This is a genomic window from Halopiger aswanensis (assembly GCF_003610195.1).
Lineage (GTDB): Archaea > Halobacteriota > Halobacteria > Halobacteriales > Natrialbaceae > Halopiger > Halopiger aswanensis.
Genome location: NZ_RAPO01000003.1, coordinates 175271 through 193062 on the forward strand (window position 1 = coordinate 175271; position 17792 = coordinate 193062).

Below are 17792 nucleotides of genomic sequence, written 5' to 3' on the forward strand. Positions count from 1 at the left end.
GACTCGAGACCGCAAGGCGAGCCCCCGCAGGTAGGGGTGACGACCGAGAAACGAGTCGACAACTGAGAGCCGAGCGGCGATTACGCGTCCGGGCCGACCGTCAATACCGGCACCGGTGCCGTCCGGACGACGCGCTGGGAGACGCTCCCGACGACGTTGTTCTCGTAGTCGTCGCCGCTGGTTCCCATGACGATCAGATCGATCCCGTGCTCGTCGGCGTACTCGACGATACACTCCGCCGGATTACCGGTCTCGACTGCCGTCTCGACGTCGAGGTCGTGTTCGGCCGCACGCGTCGCCGCCGCGTCGGTCGCCTCGCGGGCGCTCGCCTCGAGGTCGCTGCGGACGTCCGCGACGCGGTCGTCGTCGAGAACGAGGAAGGCGCGATCGTCGACGACCGACAGAACGTGGACCGCAGCGTCCCGCGTCGTCGCGATATCGATTGCGTGGGCGGCGACGGTCTCGGCGCGGTCGCTCCCGTCCGTCGGAAAGAGGATCGTCTCGTACATCGAGTCGAACCTCTCGCGCTCGAGGAAAAATACGTTCGGTCTCTTCTTCGGCGGCGGGAACGAGCAGCCGTTCGAGTCGGTGGGCTGACGACTCGGACGGCCAGCAGCCGATCACTCGACGTTCGGGTTTGGATTCGGATCCGAATTCGGGTTCGGCTCCGCCTCCGCGTCTGTTTCCGCCGGTGCCGTGTTCGTGTTCGCCTTCCAGTTCAACTCGAGTTGGATCGTCTCGCGGTCGCCGCGGAACATCGTCGAGCGTTCGATCACGTCGACCGACAGGTCGACCTCGTTCGGCGGGTTCAGTTCGACGGTCTTGTTTCCGACCTCGACGTTGATCTCCCGGCCACCTTCGCCGAACTCCTCGGCGAGGCGATGGAAGTATGCCGCGAGTTCTTCGCGCGCGATGGTTTCGTCGGCCGTCGTGCGCTGTGCCATACCAACACTCACACGCTCCACGCCGGAAAAGTATGGGTTGCAAACGCCGCCTCAACGCCGGCTTACTGACTGTTGACGGGGTGAAACTGATAACTACGTGACAGTGGAGCCATCACGGCATCGGCGAACGGCCCTCAAAAGAGGTTCGCCTGCTGATAGACCGAGATCCCGTCGGCGGTGAGTTCGTACGGCTTCTTCTCCCGGGAGTGGTTCGCGTCCCGGATCTTCTGGATCTCGATCGCCAGCCGCGTCTCCCGGAAGTCGTCGGGCCGGACGTACTGCATCACGAAGACCGCGTCCGTGAGGTACTCGACGATCCCGTGGCGCGAGGTGTAGGGGTTCTCCGCGGCGGCCTCACTCGTCAGCAAGGCGGTGACGCCGGCCTCCTTCAGCCCGCGCGCGAACTCGTAGATCTCGTTGCGTCGCTTGGCGCGGTCGTCGTACATCATCTCGAGCAGCGAGACCGAGTCCAGCACGAGTCGCTCGGCCCCGAACTCGTCGACGAGTCGCGGGAGTTCGTTCCGGATCGAGGCCAGACTGTTGGTCATCTCGACCGGGTCGAGGTCGACGATCGCGAGTCGATCGTCCGCGAGGAACTCGTCGAAGGCGTAGCCCTTCTCCAGGGCGCTGTCGAGCACGCGCTGGCGGCTCTCCTCGAGCGCGATGAAGACGGCGGGGTCGCCCTGCTCTAAGCCGTGGTTGAGAAACTGCAGGCCGAAGGTGGTCTTGCCGGTGCCGGCGCTGCCGATCGCGACCATCAGCGATCGTTCGGGGACGCCGCCCTGGATCATGCGGTCGAGTCCCTCGACGCCGAGTTCGATGCGGGGAAGCGCCGACTCGACCTCGTCGTCGAACTCGGCGTCACCCTCGCCGTCGAAACCGAAGTCGAGGTCGCCGAACCCCTCGGGATCGAGCCCGGCACCGTCGCCGACGTCGGGGACGTCGACGTTCTGCAGCGCCGCGCCGAAGTCCTCCTCGAAGAGCCCGTCGCTCCCGCTCGCTCCGGCGGCTTCGGTCGACTCGGTATCGGTCGTCTCGGCGGTAGTTAGCCCGGCGTCGCTCGCGTCGCGCTCGCTCGAGGCAGTAGCAGCCTCGGTTTCCGGGTCGAACTCCGACTCGGCGGAGACCGTCTCGGCGTCGAAGGCGAGTTCGTCGGCTCCGCTCGGCTCGTCTGGCTCGTTCGGTTCGTCCGATTCGTCTGCGTGTCTTCGTTCCGTTCCGTCGGAGCCGCTCGCCTCGCGTGCCGTGTCCGCGCTGGTGGCATCGGTAGGACCGCCAGTATCGTTACCACCGTCGGCACTGTCGGCACCGTCGGCACCGTTGGTACCCTCAGCACCCTCGGTATCGTCGTCGATCGCCCGCTCGAACCAGTCGTCGTCGCTCACGGCGACCACCCGCGGCTACGGGCCGGTCGTCGAACGCAGTCGAGAGTGATAGCGGCGATCTCCATGGCAGCGATCGCGACAGGTCCGTCGCGATGACGTTCAGATAGGTCGAATGTACCCGTCCAGCTTAATGGTGTTGCCCATCGATCCGCGAAGCGGGGCTTTTTGATGTCGGGGCGGGTAGCCGCCGACGATGGACGTCGCCGTCGGAATCGTTGCCCAGCGGAACAACGCGCGTGCACAAGAGCTCGCCCAGACGCTCGTCGACACCCTCGAGCGCGAGTACGAGGGCGTCACGACCGTCGTCGACGAACTGACCGGCGCTGCGATCGAGGCCGACGGCGTCCCGATCCCCGCGATGGGCGATCGCGAGTTCGTCGTGAGCATCGGCGGCGACGGCACGCTGCTGTTCGTCGCCCGCGAGGTCGGCGCGACGCCGATCCTCGGGGTCAACCTCGGCGAAGTCGGCTTTCTCAACGCCGTTGCGCCCGACGACGCCCGCGAGGTCGTCACCGAACTGGTCGGGCAACTCCGCGAGACGGGCTCGCTCGAGGGCCGGAAACTCGCGCGGCTGCAGGCCAGCGGCGCCGATGGCGCGTGGGCGCTCGATCCGGCCCTCAACGAAGTGGTCGTCCACGGGCCGCGGCGGGGCCACGGCGGCGGGGCGACGATCGAGGTCGAAATCGACGGCCAGCAGTACACGACGAGCCACGCCGACGGCGTCCTCGTGGCGACGCCGACCGGCTCGACCGCCTACAACCTGAGCGAGGGCGGCCCGCTGGTGCAGCCGACGGCCGACGCGCTGGTGGTCACGCAGATGGCCGCGAGCGACGGAATGCCGCCGCTGGTCGCCGATCCCGGCGCCGAGATCGCGCTGACGGTCTCGGATACCGAGACCGCGTACGCGATCAGCGACGGCCACGACCGACGGGAACTCGAGCCGCCCGCGACGGTGTCGATTTCGGTCGCGGACGAGCCCGTCACGCTGGTCGGGCCGCGGGCGAACTTCTTCGATGCGCTGGAGAAATTGGAGTAACGACTTACGCGCTCTCGTTGTCGCTTTCGTTCTCCATCGACTGGCCGTTCCCGGTTCCCTCTTCGGCCTCGAGTTCGTCGTCCGACTCGTTGGACTCGTTAGATTCGTTGTCGGACTCGTTCTCGTCCATTCCGGTCTCGTTCTCGTCGGTCTCGTTACCGCCCAGACCGGTCTCGTTCTCCTCTTCGGTTTCCGTGGTGTCGGTTTCGTTACCGGCCCCTTCGGTCTCGTTGCCGCCTTCTTCCGTCTCGTTGCCGCCACCGCCGGGACCACCGCAGCCGGCAAGGACCAGCGTCGATGCCGCGGCACCGACCATTCCGATTGTCTGACGACGCGTCTGTTGATTGTCTCGAACCATGTACCAGCGTCTTGCCCTCGAGTTCCATAAACCGATAGCCGGCATTCGCGTAGTTTCGGACGGTAGCGACCGATTACGGCCGGTTCTGCGCATTGGTACCGAGATTCACTCGAGGGGAAACATGGCGAGTACGCTAGACTTTCCAGCAGGTTCAAACCCTCCCGGTCGATACGGGGTGACATGGAGTTTGCCGTATCCCGGGCCGGAACGGCGCACGTGACCCTTCACGGCGGCGCCGACGCGACCGCTTGCGCCGACGCGCGAACGGAGTTCGCGACCACCCTCGAGCGCCTCGAGGCCGACGACGCGATCACCGACTGGGAGGTCACCGACGCCGGGGTCTACGAGCACCCGGCCGCCCCCTTCGATCCGTACACGATCGCCCTCGAGTTCACCGTCTCAGTCACCGTCGAGGCCGACGACGCCGACGCAGCGACCGAAATCGGCGCCGAAACGATCGACGAGATCCTCGAGCGCGCCGATCTGAGCGCCGTGTCCTTTGCGACGGCGCCGGCAGCATCGGCGGCCTGACGACGACCGGGCGCCGCGAAGCCACCGCCCGAACTTATGGCGTTTCGCGACGACTAGTCGGTATGGAGATCGATCTGCGATTTTTCGCCACCTTTCGGGACGCGGTCGGCGACAAGGAGCGCACCCGCACGGTCAACGAGGACGCGACCGTCGGCGACATCCTCGCCGCACTCGAGGACGAGTACGACGGCCTCGACGGACGGCTCTTGACCGACGACGGCGAGGCCGTCCGCGAGCAGCTGAGCGTGCTCAAAAACGGCCGCAACGTGGCCCACATGGAAGGCCCCGCCACCGCCCTCGATGACGGCGACGTCGTGTCGGTGTTCCCGCCGGTTGCGGGCGGGTAAGTCCGGCGAGCTGACCGTCTCGAGTGCGAGCCGCGGACGGCCCGGAGCTGACAGCTAACCGAACGCTTTTCACGACACTCGGAGAATCGCCGAACGTGTTAGTCGAGTTACTGCTCGAGATCGGGTTCGACGCGGTGCTCGAGCGCCGCAACGATCGAACCGGCCCCCAGTGGGCCGCGCTGTTTCTCGGCGTGCTGGTGTTGCTCGCCGCCGTCGCCGTCGGCGCCGCGAGCGGACTCTGGTACGGGCTCGCCGTCGCGGTCGTCGGGGTTGCGCTGGCGGCGTACGGGTTCTGATCGTTTCGGCCCGGGGTCCGCGGCACGAGCGTCCGTCCGCCGGCCGGCGGTTTCGACGACGATTTCGAGAAGGGTTTAGGCGTCGTGTTCGTCTGACAAAATGTGACCGAAGAGAGCCCTCCAGCCGACGGGAACGCCGCCGGCGAGAGTACCCCGGAGCCGTCGACGAGCGTCGCGGCCGACGCGGATCCGGACCGCGTGACGTTCAGCCGGGAGGGATTCCGCGCCGGGTTCGTTACCTGCGTCCCGATCGCACTGGGCGTCGGCGGCTACGGCATCGCCTTCGGCGTGCTCGCGGACCAGGCCGGGTTGAGCGTCGCCGAAGCCGCGCTGATGAGCGCGACCGTCTTGGCCGGCGCGTCCCAGATCATCGCCGTCGAACTCTGGGCCGACCCGCTGCCGATCGCGACGATCGTCTTTACGGTCTTCGCGATCAACCTCCGCTACTCGCTGATGGGGGCGGCGCTGCAGCCCTGGTTCCGGCGCCTCTCGCCGACACAGATCTACGGCAGTCTCTACTTCATGGCCGACGAGAACTGGGCCCTGACGATGCGCGATCTCAAGTCCGGCAGCGGCCGCGGCGCCTTCCTGCTGGGCAGCGGGATCGCCATCTGGGTCTTCTGGGTCGGCTCGACGATCCTCGGCGCGGTCGCCGGCGGCGTCATCGGCGAGCCGGCCCGGTACGGCTTCGACTTCATCCTCGCAGCCGTCTTCGTCGCCCTCGCGGCCGAACTCTGGGAGGGGAAATCGACGCTCGTCCCCTGGATCGCCTCGCTGGGTACCGCCGTCATCGCCGCTCAGTATCTCCCCGGTCGGTGGTACGTCCTGCTCGGCGGTCTCGTCGCCGCCGCCGTCGAGGTGATCCGCTATGATGCGTGAGCTCGGCCTCGACCTCGCCGACGCGCTCTCGCTCGAGCCGCTCACGGTCGGCGTCATCCTCGCGATGACCGCCGTCACCGTGCTCACGAAGGTCGGCGGCATCTGGCTCGTCCGCCACGTCGAGTTGAGCGACCGCCTCGAGGCCGGCCTCTCCGTGCTGCCGGGCGCGATCGTGATCGCCGTGCTGGGACCGGATCTGGCGAACGGCGGGCCGGCCGAGTGGGGCGCTGCGGGGCTGGTGCTGCTCGTAATGTGGCGCACCGAGAACATTCTGCTGGCGCTGATCGCCGGCGTCGTCGGCGTCGTCACGTTTCGGAGCGTGCTCTGAATCGGGCTGGCGACGCTCGAGTCCGAACCGGGTGTCGACGCTACGTTCGGCGCCACCGGTGCACTACCGCAGCACCGAGCGCGATCAACCCGACGGCGCCGAACGCAACCGGAATCGCGGTTCCGACGGTTTCGGTCGTCGCGCCCGCAAAGTCGAGCGGCGGAACGCCGTTCAGCGGTCCTGCGTACCAGAGAACGAGATAGATGAGTTCGAACGTCCGTCGGGTTCGACTCCAGAGACCGAGCGTCTGTGCGACCGACGGGACGAAAAGCACTGCACCGCCGAACACGACCGCGCCCTCGAGACCCGCCTCGAGGACCGTCGGCCAGACTGCGACGCCGAGAAACGCCCCCGTAACGAGTGCGCCGGCGGCCCACTCCGCGAGCAGTTGGCGGTACGGCTGTCTCGAGGAGACGATAAATGGCGTGACCCGGTGATGGACCGAGCGGTAGCCCATGCCGGACCAAACGAACAGCGGCCAGATCGCTGCGACCGAGACGATGGCTTCAGAGGGGACGGTGCCGGCGGCACCGACGACGGTGATGACGGCCGCACCGGCGTACCACCACCAGGGCCGACCTCTAATGAGGAGTCGCAGTTCCTGAACGAGGAGCCGACCGAATCCGCCGGCCGATCGGTTAGCGACGGGCGTCAGCGAGACGTTTGTGGGTTCGGTCGCATCGCCCTCCTCACTGTCGCGAGAGAAAACAGATGGCACGAACCGACGGAATCGGTCGACGAGGGTACCACTCGTCGATTCGTCTCCAGCGTCGTACCGATCGTAGGGCAGGGTCGCGACGAGCGCCAGTCCGATGCCCGCCAACGAGAAGCCGAGTCGGTTCGCGAAAAACCACGCGGGCCACGCGCCGCCGTTCCACTCGAACGTGACGACCTCACCGTCGATCGTCCCGGTCCCGTAGTTCGCGACCGGCGGGCCGTCGTATTCGGGGGCGACCGAGAGCAACGCGTCGACGGTCATCTCGCCCGTCCCGACCAGCCCGACGGAATCGACGGCCCGCACCCAGAACGGAATCGACGTTGTTCCCCCCGCATCATCCCCGACAGCAGCCGCTGCGGCCGTCAAGACCGCGATTGCGCCGAAAAAGTAGACCACGTTCCCGGCCGTCCCGCGTAGCCGGTCGGTCGACTGCAGGACGAGCGTGAAACCGGCCACGAAACAGCCCACCGGAAAGGCGATCAGAAAGACGCCGCCGACGATCCAGACCGGATCGGTCCTGCCGACGCCGTGGACGGCGTGATTGACGAGCGCAGCCCCGGCCAGCGTCGCCAGGATCGCCGCGACGACCGTGACGTGACTGAGCCAAGTACCGAGAAGGTACGTCCGGTCCCTGACCGGCGTGCTCGCGAGGAGTTCATCGAACCCCGTCGAACGATCCCGACGAAGCGAACTCGCGAGGACGTAGTAGCCGACCAGCAGCAGAAACATGCCACCGGTGAGTCCCGTGGTCAATCCGACGTACGGCGCGGTCCGCTCCCCACGGTAGTCGACGGTCGCCCCGTCGACGGTGTCCTGATAGAACAGGTCGAACGTGCCGACGTTCAACTGGTAGCCGATGACCGCGACGATCGCCAGCACGATCAGCAGCCGTCGAGAGCGGAATCGCTGGAGAACGTCGGCCCGAGCGACGCGGATCGCGGTCGAGAGCTCCCCACCAGCCATCTACCTCACCCCTCCCGACCCCGTCACCGCGTTCGCGTCCATCCGCGGTCCGACGTGATCGAGGTAGGCGTCCTCGAGCGTCGGCGTCACGGGTTCGGCGTCCGAGTGCGGACGCTCGTCGGCGATGAGCCGCACCCGGACGCCGTCGGCTCGCTGGACCGTGCTCGAGACCCGATACCGCTCGCGGAGGGTCTCGAGGTCATCGCGCGGCGCGAGGTACTCGTAGACCTTGCCCTGGGTGTCGGCGACGAGCGATTCCGGATCGGCGTGGGCCAGCAACTCGCCGTCGTTCAGGAGGGCGACCCGCGACGCCGTCGCTTCGACGTCGGGGACGATGTGCGTCGAGAGGAGGACGATGCGGTCTTCGGCAACCGAGGACAGCAGGTTCCGCACCTGCACGCGCTTCTCCGGATCGAGGCCGACTGTCGGCTCGTCGACGACCAGCACGTCGGGGTCGTTGACCAGCGCCTGCGCGATGCCGACGCTCTGGCGCATCCCGCCGGAGAAGGTACGGAGTTTCCGATCCGCCGCGTGCTCGATCCCCGTCAGGGCCAGCAGTTCGTCGATTCGGGCGCCAGCCGTCTCGCGGTCCAGCCCGCGCAGGGCGGCCACGTACTCGAGGAACTCCCGTGCGGTCAGGTCGGGATAGACGCCGAAATCCTGCGGCAGGTAGCCGAGTCCCTCCCGAACGGCGGCCGGCGACTCGGTGACGTCGGTCCCGTTCCAGGTAATGGTCCCGGTCGTGGGCTCGGCGACCGTCGTAATGATTCGCATCAGGGTTGACTTTCCGGCGCCGTTCGGTCCGAGCAGGCCGTGGATTCCCGTCTCTAACTCGAGGTCGACGTTTCGAACACCCCAGAGATCGTCGCCGTAGCGCTTGCCGACGGACTCCAGTCGAAGGGTCATTGGCGAGTCCATCGAACGCCGCTGTCATAAAATGGTTCCACAGTTACACTATCGGAAGCGGCGGCTTCGCGGCGACTAGATTCCCCGGACACGAGCGCGGACAGTACGCGAATTTATCCGTTCGGCACGCGAATCACCGCTATGGAACGACGGGAGCGATCCTTTCGCGGTATTTCCGAGCGGCTCGCGATTCGCTACCTGACGAACCTCGGCGGCGAGCAGGTCGACGACGGAACGATCGCGGGCGAGGACTGGACCGCCGCGGTTTCCTCGGAGAAGGTCGATATCGGCCCGTCGATGTCGCTAACTGAGGTGACCGTCGTCTTCGAGGGCGACGAGGAAACCCTCGAGCCGCTCGTGGACAAGTTCGCCCAGAAGGCGATGCGCGCGGGGGGATGACGTGATGGCGGGGGATCCCATCGACGGCCAGATCCTGCTGCTTACGGCGGCAAAGTCAGGGGTGTCGCCGACCCGACTGCCCGATCTGGTCGACCGTACCCAGGCACACCTCGCGTCCGCGCGCGAGGAATACCGCCGCGAGTACGAACGAATCGACGAGACCGAGACCTTCGAGGCGTTTCTCGTCGACTGGGGCCACTGGGACGAAATCGCCGACGCCGTCGGACTGGACGACCGCGAGCAGTCGGCCGTCCGGCGCGCCCACGAGGAACAGCTCCTGCGCGTCGGCCGGCGAAACGACCGCGAGGAGGAGTTCGAGACGGCCCTCGAGATCCGCGAGCCGGTGTTGATCGGGCCCGAAGGGAGCGGCGAGGAAGGCGACCACTGACGATCCCGTGTCGGCGGTCGGATCGAGACACGGGGTTGGATCGCGAGGACGGTGTTCGATCGGCCGCGCGGCTCGAAGTCGATGACAACGCTAAAGATACTGATTCACCTTTGCCAAGACACTGAGACGATGGCCATCGACAAGGAAACCGACATGACCGACGAGGAGATCGACGATTTCCTCGGCCGGCACGAGACGGGGGTGCTGTCGCTCGCGCGCACCGACGAACCGTACGCGATTCCGATCTCGTACGGCTACGACGACGACAATCGCGGGTTCTACATGCGACTGGTATCGACGCCGGACAGCGAGAAGCGGGAGTTCCTCGACTCGTCGCCTCAGGCTCGGCTCGTCGTCTACGACGAAGCGGAGTCGACCTATCGAAGCGTCATCGCCACCGGGACTCTCGAGGACATCGACCCGTCGGACCTTACGCCGGACCAGATCGCCCAGTACGGCGAGGCCAGACGGCCGCTCTTCGAAATTTGGGCTGAGGGGAAGGAAGATCTGAACATCGAACTCTACCAACTCGTGCCGGAGTCGCTCAACGGTCGACGGACCGAAGTCGACCGCGAGGAGTAATCGATAGCGCCGGGCGTCGCTGCGAGGTCAGCGAGTTGCATCCGACAATCGCTAGCGGGTCGGGGCGCGGCGATCAACAGTAGAATCGAGGAGCGGCGCGACTAGATTCACGCTCGAATCTCGAGGGCTCTCGAGGTCTCGAGACGCCCGAGCCCGCGTAACGAACCGAGCGATGGCACTGCGGGTCTCGAGACGGTGCGGTCGGCGTCGATAAGTATCAGTTGGTCTGTTGTTGCGTGGCGAACGCCGACTCGGTCACGTCGGCGCCACAGACCGGACAACCGTGGGAAAGCGTCGCTTCCCGCATCGACTCGTTGACCTCGATTTCTTGGCCGCACTCGGGACAGGTGAATTCGTATCTACTCATGTGCTCGTGACGACTCGGTTTGTATCCGGTATGGGTCGGCTACGTTCATAGCTGTGCGTCCACTATATATAGGGTTGCGGTTCGGTGCTGGGAACCTATAGTTCCCGAAGCCTTCTTACGGGAGGAGTCATCCCTCGTGGTCGAGGATCGCGTCCAGGAGTTTCGTCTGTGCCGCAGCGAGGTGTTCGGTGAACGTCGTACTCGTGATATCCAACTCATCGGCGACCTCCCCGGCGTTGGCCCGTTTGGGATGTTCGAAGTAGCCCATCCGGTGGGCCGTCTCGAGCACCTCGAGCTGGCGGTCGGTCAGCGTGCTGCGGTCGACGAAGACGAGGTTCTGCTCGGCGTGGTCCTGCTGGGACTGCAGCAGGCGCTGGACGTCGAGGTTCTCGCACTCGGCCTGCAGTTCGCCGATGATCGCCTGCAACCCCTGCATGTCCGGCGCGTGGAATGTGAGATATAGCGCCGTCCCCTGCGTGCGGACGTCGACGACGGGGCAGTCGAAGCCCTCGACGATCTCGCAGGGACACCCACAGCCGAGGTCGCGCTGGAACCGGTAGACCGAACTCGAGCCGTACGCGAAAACCGACTCGAGGTCGGCGTCGACGTCGAACGCGTCGTCCTCGGGATACTCCTCGGCCTCGAGCATGAACTCCTCCGTCACGCGCTCGGGCGCGTCCGGATTGACGCTCTTGGAGACCGACTGAACCGACCCGCCGGTCTCGCCGGCCGCTTGCGCGACGACGCAGTGGGGCGGATCCTCGAGTTTCACTTCGGCGCGTATCCCCGACGGCACGGCCGTGTCTGGGGGGCGGGGCAACCTAAACCCTGCGGGACGGGTCGTTTGGTGGGACTGCACCATCACCGGTAAGTACAGTGCTCACCTGCGCCCGCTGAGATCGAATACGCGCCGCCAGCAACCACCTTCGGCCCCGTGAGAACAGCCGCCACACCGCTCGAGCGGCGGATTCTGCCACCCCATATAAAGCACCCTGTATTTATTGGGACTCGTTTGGAGGGGGTCCGGTGGATACTAGGAAGTGAACGATGTCCGCTACGAACTCTGACGCGAAGCGAGGATGGCCCCGCGAGGAAGACACCGCCGACCCCCAGCACGTGCTCGCCGCGCTCGACGACGACGCCTGCAGAGCCATTCTGGAGGCGACGAGCGACGAGTCGCTGACCGCGACCGAACTCTCCGAGCAGTGCGACATCCCGACCTCGACCGCCTACCGCAAGGTCGAGAAACTCACCGAAGCGAACCTCGTCGAGGAACGCGTCCGGATCAACACCTCCGGCAAGCACGCGACCGAGTACCGCCGATCGTTCGACGACGTCGTCGTCTCCGTCGCCGACGGCGGCGTCGAAATCGAGATGACGAGCCCGGACGCCGACGGCGATTCGAGCGCGAACACTAACGCGAGCTCCGCCCAGCCCGTCGCCGGTGACTGACGACGGCCGACTGATCGACGCGACCGCGACCGGACGCACGTACACACCACTGCTCGGGTGACGTCGTAGCGGACGCCTCGAGCGGTTCCGGCCGGTGATTCGATTCTGCTTCTCGTCTCGAGCGTGAGATCGCGGAGCGACCGCAATTTGGACAGATCCGGAGCTAGTTACGATTCCGAGACTGCTCGAGGTTACTCGGGTCGGTCTCCGCTCCGCCAGCGTCCTCGGCCGACGGCAGCGAGCCCGCCGCAGCGACGAGCGGCGCCGGCAGTCGATCGGCGACCCACTCGCCGGCGTCGGCCAGCGGCTTTCGAACGACGGTGTACCCGATCGAGATGACGAGCATGCCGACGACGACCGTCCGAATCGTCCCGTCGAAGACGACCAGCGCGGGCAGCGCCAGCACGGCCGCGAGCGCGAGGTCGCCGGGCGAGCCGTCGTAGCCGATCCACCGCCGCGGCGCGAGCCAGCGCCCGTGGTAGTGACTGTAGACGGCTCGGTCGGAGGTTCCCAGCCAGGGTCTCGGCTCGAGGCCGCCGCCGAACAGATCGGTGACGGGGTGGAGCGAGGCGGTGAGGAAAAAGACGGCAGCTGCGACGGTCCAATCCGTCGGGACCGCGATCGCGACGACGACCGCGGGAACCGCGAGCAGCCAGGCGTAGACCGGAAAGTGCAGCGTCTTCCGGTGGGTGCCGACGAGATCGAGATCGGGAAAGAGGCCGCCGGCGATCGCGGCGACGGCGACGACCGGAGCGACCCCCGGCGCGACGAGGGCGACGGCGGCGGCGAGAAGGAGCCCAACCAGAGCGTGCGTCGTGGCCATCATAGGGTATACACGGATAGACGCGTCTCGAGCATATGTTCGTTGGTGTGGGCGGTCCGGTCGCCTGCACGCGGTTGGCGGTGCAGACACCGTCGGTTGAACGGAGCGTGGTCGAAAGAAATCGCGATCGATGGAACCGCGTGATCGAGGGACGGAACGGGACAGACCCGGCGTCTCTCGTCGATCAGCTTAGTCGTCGCTCGGGGCCGCCGCGGCGCCGTCGCCGGCGCTGACGCCCGTTCCGGGGCCGACCTCGATGTCGAGTTCGTCGAGCTTCTCGTCGGGCACGACGCCGTCGACCCAGCCGCGGTAGTCGTAGTACTCCTCTTTCATCTGCTCGAGTTCGCAGTACTCGCCCTCGCTGGCGCCCTGACCGGGGATGCCGTCGGGCAGGAACCGGTCCGGCAGCGAGTCGTCCGCGCCGTCGAAGCCGGCGAGGTTGTTGTAGTAGCGCTCGAGGTTGTAGACGCGCTCGCCGGCCTCCATCAGCTCGTCCTCCGTGACGTCGCGGCCGGTCATGCCGTTGTACTGGAGGACGTACTCCTCGATGCCCTCCGCGAAGGCGTTGAACTTGCAGATGTCGAAGGAGTCGCTGATGGCGTGGAGGTCCTGGAACTCCGCGGTCAGTTCGCCCTTGCCCTCCCACTCGTAGGGATCGACCTTCTCGGGGATCCCCAGGATTTCCGCGGCGGGCGTGTAGCCGCGCAGGTGGCAGGCGCCACGGTTCGAGGTGGCGTAGCCGATGCCCATCCCCTTCATGCAGCGCGGGTCGTAGGCGGGGATGGTCTGGCCCTTGACGGCCAGGGAGTTCTCGTGGGCGTCCATCTTCTCCGCGATGCGGTCGGCGCCCTCGGCCAGCAGGTCCGCGAGGTCGGTCTCGCGGTGGGCGATCCGCTCGATCATGTCGACCATCTCCTCGGAGTCGCCCCAGTCCATGTCGTGATCGAGGTCCTCGAGTTTGCCCTCCTCGGTCATCTCCATGGCCATGGCCATCATGTTGCCGACCTCGATGGTGTCGACGCCCATGTCGTTACAGCGGTCGATCATCAGGGCGATGTCGTCGCGCTCGGTGTGACCGGAGTTGGGGCCCAGCGCGAACGCGGACTCGTACTCGTAGGACTCCGTCCGGACGTTCATCTCCTCGCCCTTGTGCATCGTCTGGACTTCGACTTCCTTCTTGCAGGCGACGGGACAGGAGTGACAGGTCGGCTCGTCGACGAGGATGTTCTCGCGGACGTTCTCCCCCGACACCTGTTCGGAGTCGAACTCCTCGCCGCCGAAGCCGTCCTCGCGGGCGTCCCGCGTCGAGGTGTACTTCGCGTTGCGGGTCGGGAGCCCGGACATCTCCTCGGTGAGGTTCATGAGGACGTTCGTGCCGAACTTCGAGAGCCCGCCCTCGTTGGGCGCGGTGACGTCGGACTCCTGGATGACCTGCATGGCCTGCTGGTGGCCCTCCATGAACGTCTCCTTGTCCGCGGGTTTGGGCATCTTCGTCCCCGATTTGACGACGACCGCCTTGAGGTTCTTCGAGCCGGCGACGCAGCCGACACCGCCGCGACCCGAGGCGCGGTCGTCCTCGTTCATGATCGTGGCGTAGCGAACCTCGTTCTCGCCGCCGGGGCCGATCCCCATGATGCTCAGGTTCTTGCCGTAGGACCCCTCGACTTCCTCCTCGATGGCGTCGCGGGCGTCGTGGAAGCCCATCCCCCACAGGTGGGAGGCGTCGCGCAGTTCGACCTCGCCGTCCTCGACGAACGCGTAGACCGGTTCGTCGGCCTGGCCCTCGAAGAGCAGCCCGTCGAAGCCGGCCCACTTGAGTCGCGCGCCGGACCAACCGCCCTGGTGACTGTCGGTGACGGTGCCGGTCAGCGGCGACTTGGTACAGACGGCGATCCGGCCGCTCATCGTTACCTGCGTGCCCGACAGCGGCCCGTTCATAAAGGCGAGCAGGTTGTCGGGTCCGAGCGGATCGACGTCCGGTCCCTGTTCGAATACGTACTTCACCCCGAGGCCGCGCGCACCGATATACTTCTTCGCGTCCTCGTCGTCGATCGACTCGTACGCGACGTCCCCGTCCGAGAGGTCGATGCGAGCGACCCTATCTTGGAAACCGCCGAATTCTGTCATGATAAACCCCTCTTGTTACAGTACGCCCTCTACGCTGTTAGTAGTTCCCAACCATCAGTAACCACATGTAGTTAACACGCCGTCCGGTCGATCGCCCCGTCTCACTGAATTGTCAGTGGCGGGGCGGTGATCCCGCTCGAGCGCCGAGGTGGTAAGAACTGCGTACTCGTAACGACCCGTCCTTACTGCGACCGTGCCGGGAGCGGCCAGGAGCGGCCGAGAGCGACACGGAACGGGCGCCCCTCGTGGCTATAACAGTAGTGCCACGATCGCGAGGATGATGAAGATCAACACGAAGATCCGCGCGATCTCCATCGAGACCCCTGCGACGCCTCGCGCCCCGACGGCCGCGGCGATGATCGCGAGGACGAAGAACACGATCGCCCAGTACAGGAATCCGCCGCCGCCCTGCAACGGTATTGCGTGCTCGAGCATGCCGTCGGCTATCACGACCGGGTACATAAACGCCGGCGACCGTCCGCGGGGCTAAGAACGGACTACAGGACGGTAACCGCAGATTCAGACGCTGTGGGCGGGGACTACGCGGACTCGTTCGCGTCGGCAGCGTCGTCGAAGAACGCGCGACAGAGTTTCGCCTCGGCGGTCCGCAGGTGCTCGTGGAACGTCGGCCGCGAGACGTCCATCGACTGGGCGAGTTCCTCGCCGGTCGTCGGTCGGGGCCACTCGAAGTAGCCGCCGAGATAGGCGCGCCGTAACGCGTCCAGTTGGCGCTCGGTGAGGTCGTCCTCGAGGCGCCCCGCGAACTCTTGGCGCGTGTCGCCGCCGCGGTCGCGCTGCTGGAACGAGCGCACGTCCGTTCCCTCGTAGCGGTCCTCGAGGGATTCGACGATCGACCGGACGTTCGCCGACCGGGGAATCTCGAGTGTGACCGTCGCGCTGCCGTCCTCGCTCTCGATGGCGTGGGTGCGGACGCCGCGCTCGGAGAGCCAGCCGACGAGGTCGTCGTCCCGCTCGAGTTCGATCAGACACTCCTCGTCGCGCTCGACGACGATTCGACAGTCGACGTTGGGCAACGCTGCGGCGGCGTCGGTGAGTTCCGCGGCGCTGGCGCCGGTGGCGGTAAACAGCGAGGTTGTTCGTTCCTGCCCGTCCCCGTTGCGAGTACCGCCGGTCCGGTGAACCGACCGGCGGTACTCGAGCCGGCAGTCCGCGTCGGCCGAGAGTGCGACCGGCGCGACCCGGCGATCGCGGACCTCGAATTCGACCGCGACGACCGCGTCGGTCGCGAGCATGCGGCTGGTTTCGCGAGCGTTGATCCCGCTGGCGATCGCGCGGGCGAGCGCCGAGAGGATCGCGGATTCGCGCTCGTCGACGTCGGTGCCGTCGGCGAGGCGAACCGTCAGAACGCCGTACTCGATCTCGTTGTACTGAAGCGGAAACGCGGCCAGAGTGGCTCCGTCGACGGTTCCGACGGACACGCCGTCGCTCGAGAGCGCCGCGGCGGCGGGGTGGTCGCCGTCGGCCGAGATCGAGTCGTCGACGACGCTCGTCCCGGCGTTCGTGCGAACGTCGATCGTCCCCGTCGCGGGGTTGCGCTCGCCGATCCAGACGCCCTCGTAGGCCGGTTCGTCGGCGATCCGCTCGCAAACTGCAGCCTCGAGTTCCCCGCGATCGGTCGAGCCTGCCACGGACGCGGTGACGTCCCGAACGAGCCCCTCGACGCGATCGAGGACGTACTCGAGTTCCTCGGTGCGGCGCTCGAGGGCGCGTTCGGCTTCCTTGCGCGCGGTGATGTCGTTCTGGAAGCCGACGTAGTTGGTGACCTCGCCGGCGTCGTTGCGGACGGGCGCGATCGTCACCTCGTTCCAGAACTCGGTGCCGTCCTTGCGGTAGTTCTTGAGTTCGACGGTGACCGGTCGGTCCTCGTCGATCGCGGCCGCCATCTCCGCGATCGCCGCCGGATCCGAGTCCTCGCCCTGCAGAAACCGGCAGTTGCGCCCGACAACGTCGTCATAACTGTAGCCCGTCATCTCCTGGTAGGCGTCGTTGACGTACACAAGCGGGTTGTCCTCGCGGTCGGGGTCCGAGATCGTGATGCCGACCGGCGCCTCCTCGAGGGCGCGTTCCTTGACGGTGCGGTCGGTCGCCGGCGGAGACGCGGGCGCGGAGTCGTCGGCGTCGGCCGATTGCTCGGCGCCGGCGTCGAACGCGGCCGCTGCGTCCGGTTCGGCGTCCGTGCGGGCAGTCGACTCGAAGACGATCGTCACACCGTCCTCGTCGCGGTGGACGCGAGCGTCGTACCGGTCGTCCTCGAGGGGGACCGTTCGAACGGTCCCGACGACCGTCTCCTCGATCGCCGCCTCGAGCGACGGCCACGACGCGAGCGTCGCGGGATCGCGAGGGCCGCTCTCGGTGTCGATTCCGAACGCGTCACGGGCCGCCCGGTTGGCGTACGCGATCGTCCCGTCGGCGACCGAAATGACGGGCGCGACGACGCGCTCGAGCGCGGCTGCCGCCGGCGAGGTACTCTCGGCACCCGCTGCGGGATCGGCGTTAGTCATAGGTCCTCGTACGGAACTCGTCCCTAAGAACCGTGTGGCTCGGCGAACGGGTCACGATTCGAACCATAGGCGTGAGAGTTAATAACATGCACGGTAGATAATGATGTATGAGCACCTACCGTTCACCGTTCGAGCGACTCCGCGAGAAGTTCGACAAATCGGAACTACAGTGCCGACAATGTGGCTACCTCGACGAGGACGGCGGCTGGCAGGTGACCACGTCCGGGAATCGGGTCAACTACCGGTTCGTCTGTCCGACCTGCGGCGCGATCGAGACCAAGGAGATGCGACTGTAGTCGCGCGTGGAATCGAGACGCGACTAACGAGTATCGCCGCCCGAGCGGCGCCGGAAGCGCCCGCAGTCGACGGGCGGAGCGAACGTCTACGAACGGTGGACGGAGCGGCGCGTGCTCTCGTTGCTCTTCGATTCAGTCTCATCGA

22 protein-coding genes and 1 pseudogene are annotated in these 17792 nt (G+C 66.5%); 11 read left to right on the forward strand and 12 right to left on the reverse strand.

The annotated features are described in order from the left end of the window. Window positions 1-80 precede the first annotated feature (80 nt). The 3 genes and pseudogenes from ATJ93_RS14805 to ATJ93_RS14815 all read right to left on the reverse strand — a co-directional run bounded on the left by ATJ93_RS14805 (window position 81) and on the right by ATJ93_RS14815 (window position 2338). Window positions 81-509, reverse strand: a complete 429-nt coding sequence (locus tag ATJ93_RS14805; RefSeq protein ID WP_120245434.1) for a universal stress protein — start codon at window positions 507-509, stop codon at window positions 81-83. 192 nt (window positions 510-701) lie between these two features. Continuing rightward, window positions 702-944, reverse strand: a pseudogene (locus ATJ93_RS14810) (amphi-Trp domain-containing protein); the annotation flags it as partial. Window positions 945-1078: 134 nt separating this feature from the next. Beyond that, window positions 1079-2338 carry a KaiC domain-containing protein gene (locus ATJ93_RS14815; RefSeq protein ID WP_120245436.1) on the reverse strand — a complete coding sequence of 420 codons (1260 nt, stop codon included), beginning with the start codon at window positions 2336-2338 and terminating at the stop codon, window positions 1079-1081. Between the two features lie 184 nt (window positions 2339-2522). Between ATJ93_RS14815 and ATJ93_RS14820 the strand changes: the two genes are divergently transcribed. Continuing rightward, window positions 2523-3365, forward strand: coding sequence for an NAD(+)/NADH kinase (locus ATJ93_RS14820; protein ID WP_120245437.1), 843 nt, complete (start codon window positions 2523-2525; stop codon window positions 3363-3365). 4 nt (window positions 3366-3369) lie between these two features. Here the strand turns inward: ATJ93_RS14820 and ATJ93_RS14825 are convergent, their stop codons facing one another. Continuing rightward, complete coding sequence (locus ATJ93_RS14825; RefSeq protein ID WP_211334070.1) at window positions 3370-3681, reverse strand: hypothetical protein; 312 nt, start codon at window positions 3679-3681, stop codon at window positions 3370-3372. A gap of 222 nt (window positions 3682-3903) precedes the next feature. Here ATJ93_RS14825 and ATJ93_RS14830 point away from each other — a divergent pair, with 222 nt between their 5' ends. The 5 genes from ATJ93_RS14830 (at window position 3904) to ATJ93_RS14850 (ending at window position 6104) form a co-directional block, all read left to right on the forward strand. Next, window positions 3904-4254, forward strand: coding sequence for a hypothetical protein (locus ATJ93_RS14830; RefSeq protein ID WP_211334071.1), 351 nt, complete (start codon window positions 3904-3906; stop codon window positions 4252-4254). Window positions 4255-4316: 62 nt separating this feature from the next. Further along, window positions 4317-4601 carry a ubiquitin-like small modifier protein 1 gene (locus ATJ93_RS14835; RefSeq protein WP_120245440.1) on the forward strand — a complete coding sequence of 95 codons (285 nt, stop codon included), beginning with the start codon at window positions 4317-4319 and terminating at the stop codon, window positions 4599-4601. 95 nt (window positions 4602-4696) lie between these two features. Beyond that, window positions 4697-4897, forward strand: coding sequence for a hypothetical protein (locus ATJ93_RS14840; protein WP_120246016.1), 201 nt, complete (start codon window positions 4697-4699; stop codon window positions 4895-4897). A gap of 102 nt (window positions 4898-4999) precedes the next feature. Further along, window positions 5000-5776 (forward strand): AzlC family ABC transporter permease, encoded by a 777-nt coding sequence (locus ATJ93_RS14845; RefSeq protein WP_211334072.1) that lies wholly within the window; start codon window positions 5000-5002, stop codon window positions 5774-5776. Further along, window positions 5766-6104, forward strand: a complete 339-nt coding sequence (locus ATJ93_RS14850) for an AzlD family protein (RefSeq protein WP_245977586.1) — start codon at window positions 5766-5768, stop codon at window positions 6102-6104. Before ATJ93_RS14845 ends, ATJ93_RS14850 begins: the two co-directional genes overlap by 11 nt. Before the next feature lie 40 nt (window positions 6105-6144). Here ATJ93_RS14850 and ATJ93_RS14855 read toward each other — a convergent pair whose 3' ends face one another. Continuing rightward, entirely contained in the window at window positions 6145-7785 is a 1641-nt protein-coding gene (locus ATJ93_RS14855; protein ID WP_120245442.1) for an ABC transporter permease, read from the reverse strand. Continuing rightward, the gene (locus ATJ93_RS14860; protein WP_120245443.1) at window positions 7786-8691 is read right to left on the reverse strand and encodes an ABC transporter ATP-binding protein; all 906 of its coding nucleotides are present in this window, start codon (window positions 8689-8691) and stop codon (window positions 7786-7788) included. A gap of 141 nt (window positions 8692-8832) precedes the next feature. Here ATJ93_RS14860 and ATJ93_RS14865 point away from each other — a divergent pair, with 141 nt between their 5' ends. From ATJ93_RS14865 to ATJ93_RS14875, 3 genes are all read left to right on the forward strand, one after another. Then, window positions 8833-9090 carry a hypothetical protein gene (locus ATJ93_RS14865; protein WP_120245444.1) on the forward strand — a complete coding sequence of 86 codons (258 nt, stop codon included), beginning with the start codon at window positions 8833-8835 and terminating at the stop codon, window positions 9088-9090. A 4-nt stretch (window positions 9091-9094) separates the two neighbouring features. Then, window positions 9095-9478, forward strand: a complete 384-nt coding sequence (locus ATJ93_RS14870; RefSeq protein WP_120245445.1) for a hypothetical protein — start codon at window positions 9095-9097, stop codon at window positions 9476-9478. Window positions 9479-9607: 129 nt separating this feature from the next. Next, a complete protein-coding gene (locus ATJ93_RS14875; protein WP_120245446.1) occupies window positions 9608-10060 on the forward strand; it encodes a pyridoxamine 5'-phosphate oxidase family protein in 453 nt (150 codons plus the stop codon). A 217-nt stretch (window positions 10061-10277) separates the two neighbouring features. On the opposite strand, the gene ATJ93_RS14880 is transcribed toward ATJ93_RS14875, so the two are convergent. Both ATJ93_RS14880 and ATJ93_RS14885 read right to left on the reverse strand, forming a co-directional pair. Then, on the reverse strand, window positions 10278-10427 hold the full coding sequence (locus ATJ93_RS14880; RefSeq protein WP_120245447.1) for a DUF7560 family zinc ribbon protein: 150 nt from the start codon (window positions 10425-10427) through the stop codon (window positions 10278-10280). Between the two features lie 127 nt (window positions 10428-10554). After that, window positions 10555-11223, reverse strand: coding sequence for a helix-turn-helix domain-containing protein (locus ATJ93_RS14885; protein ID WP_120245448.1), 669 nt, complete (start codon window positions 11221-11223; stop codon window positions 10555-10557). Window positions 11224-11474: 251 nt separating this feature from the next. On the opposite strand from ATJ93_RS14885, the gene ATJ93_RS14890 reads away from it, so the two are divergent. Then, window positions 11475-11879, forward strand: coding sequence for a winged helix-turn-helix domain-containing protein (locus ATJ93_RS14890; RefSeq protein ID WP_120245449.1), 405 nt, complete (start codon window positions 11475-11477; stop codon window positions 11877-11879). A 163-nt stretch (window positions 11880-12042) separates the two neighbouring features. Here ATJ93_RS14890 and ATJ93_RS14895 read toward each other — a convergent pair whose 3' ends face one another. From ATJ93_RS14895 to ATJ93_RS14910, 4 genes are all read right to left on the reverse strand, one after another. Next, a complete protein-coding gene (locus ATJ93_RS14895) occupies window positions 12043-12705 on the reverse strand; it encodes a metal-dependent hydrolase (RefSeq protein WP_245977588.1) in 663 nt (220 codons plus the stop codon). A 186-nt stretch (window positions 12706-12891) separates the two neighbouring features. Beyond that, window positions 12892-14829: an aldehyde ferredoxin oxidoreductase family protein gene (locus ATJ93_RS14900; protein ID WP_120245450.1), complete on the reverse strand. Its 1938-nt coding sequence runs from the start codon at window positions 14827-14829 to the stop codon at window positions 12892-12894. 249 nt (window positions 14830-15078) lie between these two features. After that, window positions 15079-15264, reverse strand: a complete 186-nt coding sequence (locus ATJ93_RS14905; protein ID WP_120246018.1) for a DUF1328 family protein — start codon at window positions 15262-15264, stop codon at window positions 15079-15081. Window positions 15265-15368: 104 nt separating this feature from the next. After that, entirely contained in the window at window positions 15369-17351 is a 1983-nt protein-coding gene (locus ATJ93_RS14910) for a bacterio-opsin activator domain-containing protein (RefSeq protein ID WP_120245451.1), read from the reverse strand. Between the two features lie 107 nt (window positions 17352-17458). Here ATJ93_RS14910 and ATJ93_RS14915 point away from each other — a divergent pair, with 107 nt between their 5' ends. Continuing rightward, window positions 17459-17647 carry an HVO_0649 family zinc finger protein gene (locus ATJ93_RS14915; RefSeq protein ID WP_120245452.1) on the forward strand — a complete coding sequence of 63 codons (189 nt, stop codon included), beginning with the start codon at window positions 17459-17461 and terminating at the stop codon, window positions 17645-17647. Window positions 17648-17792 lie beyond the last annotated feature (145 nt).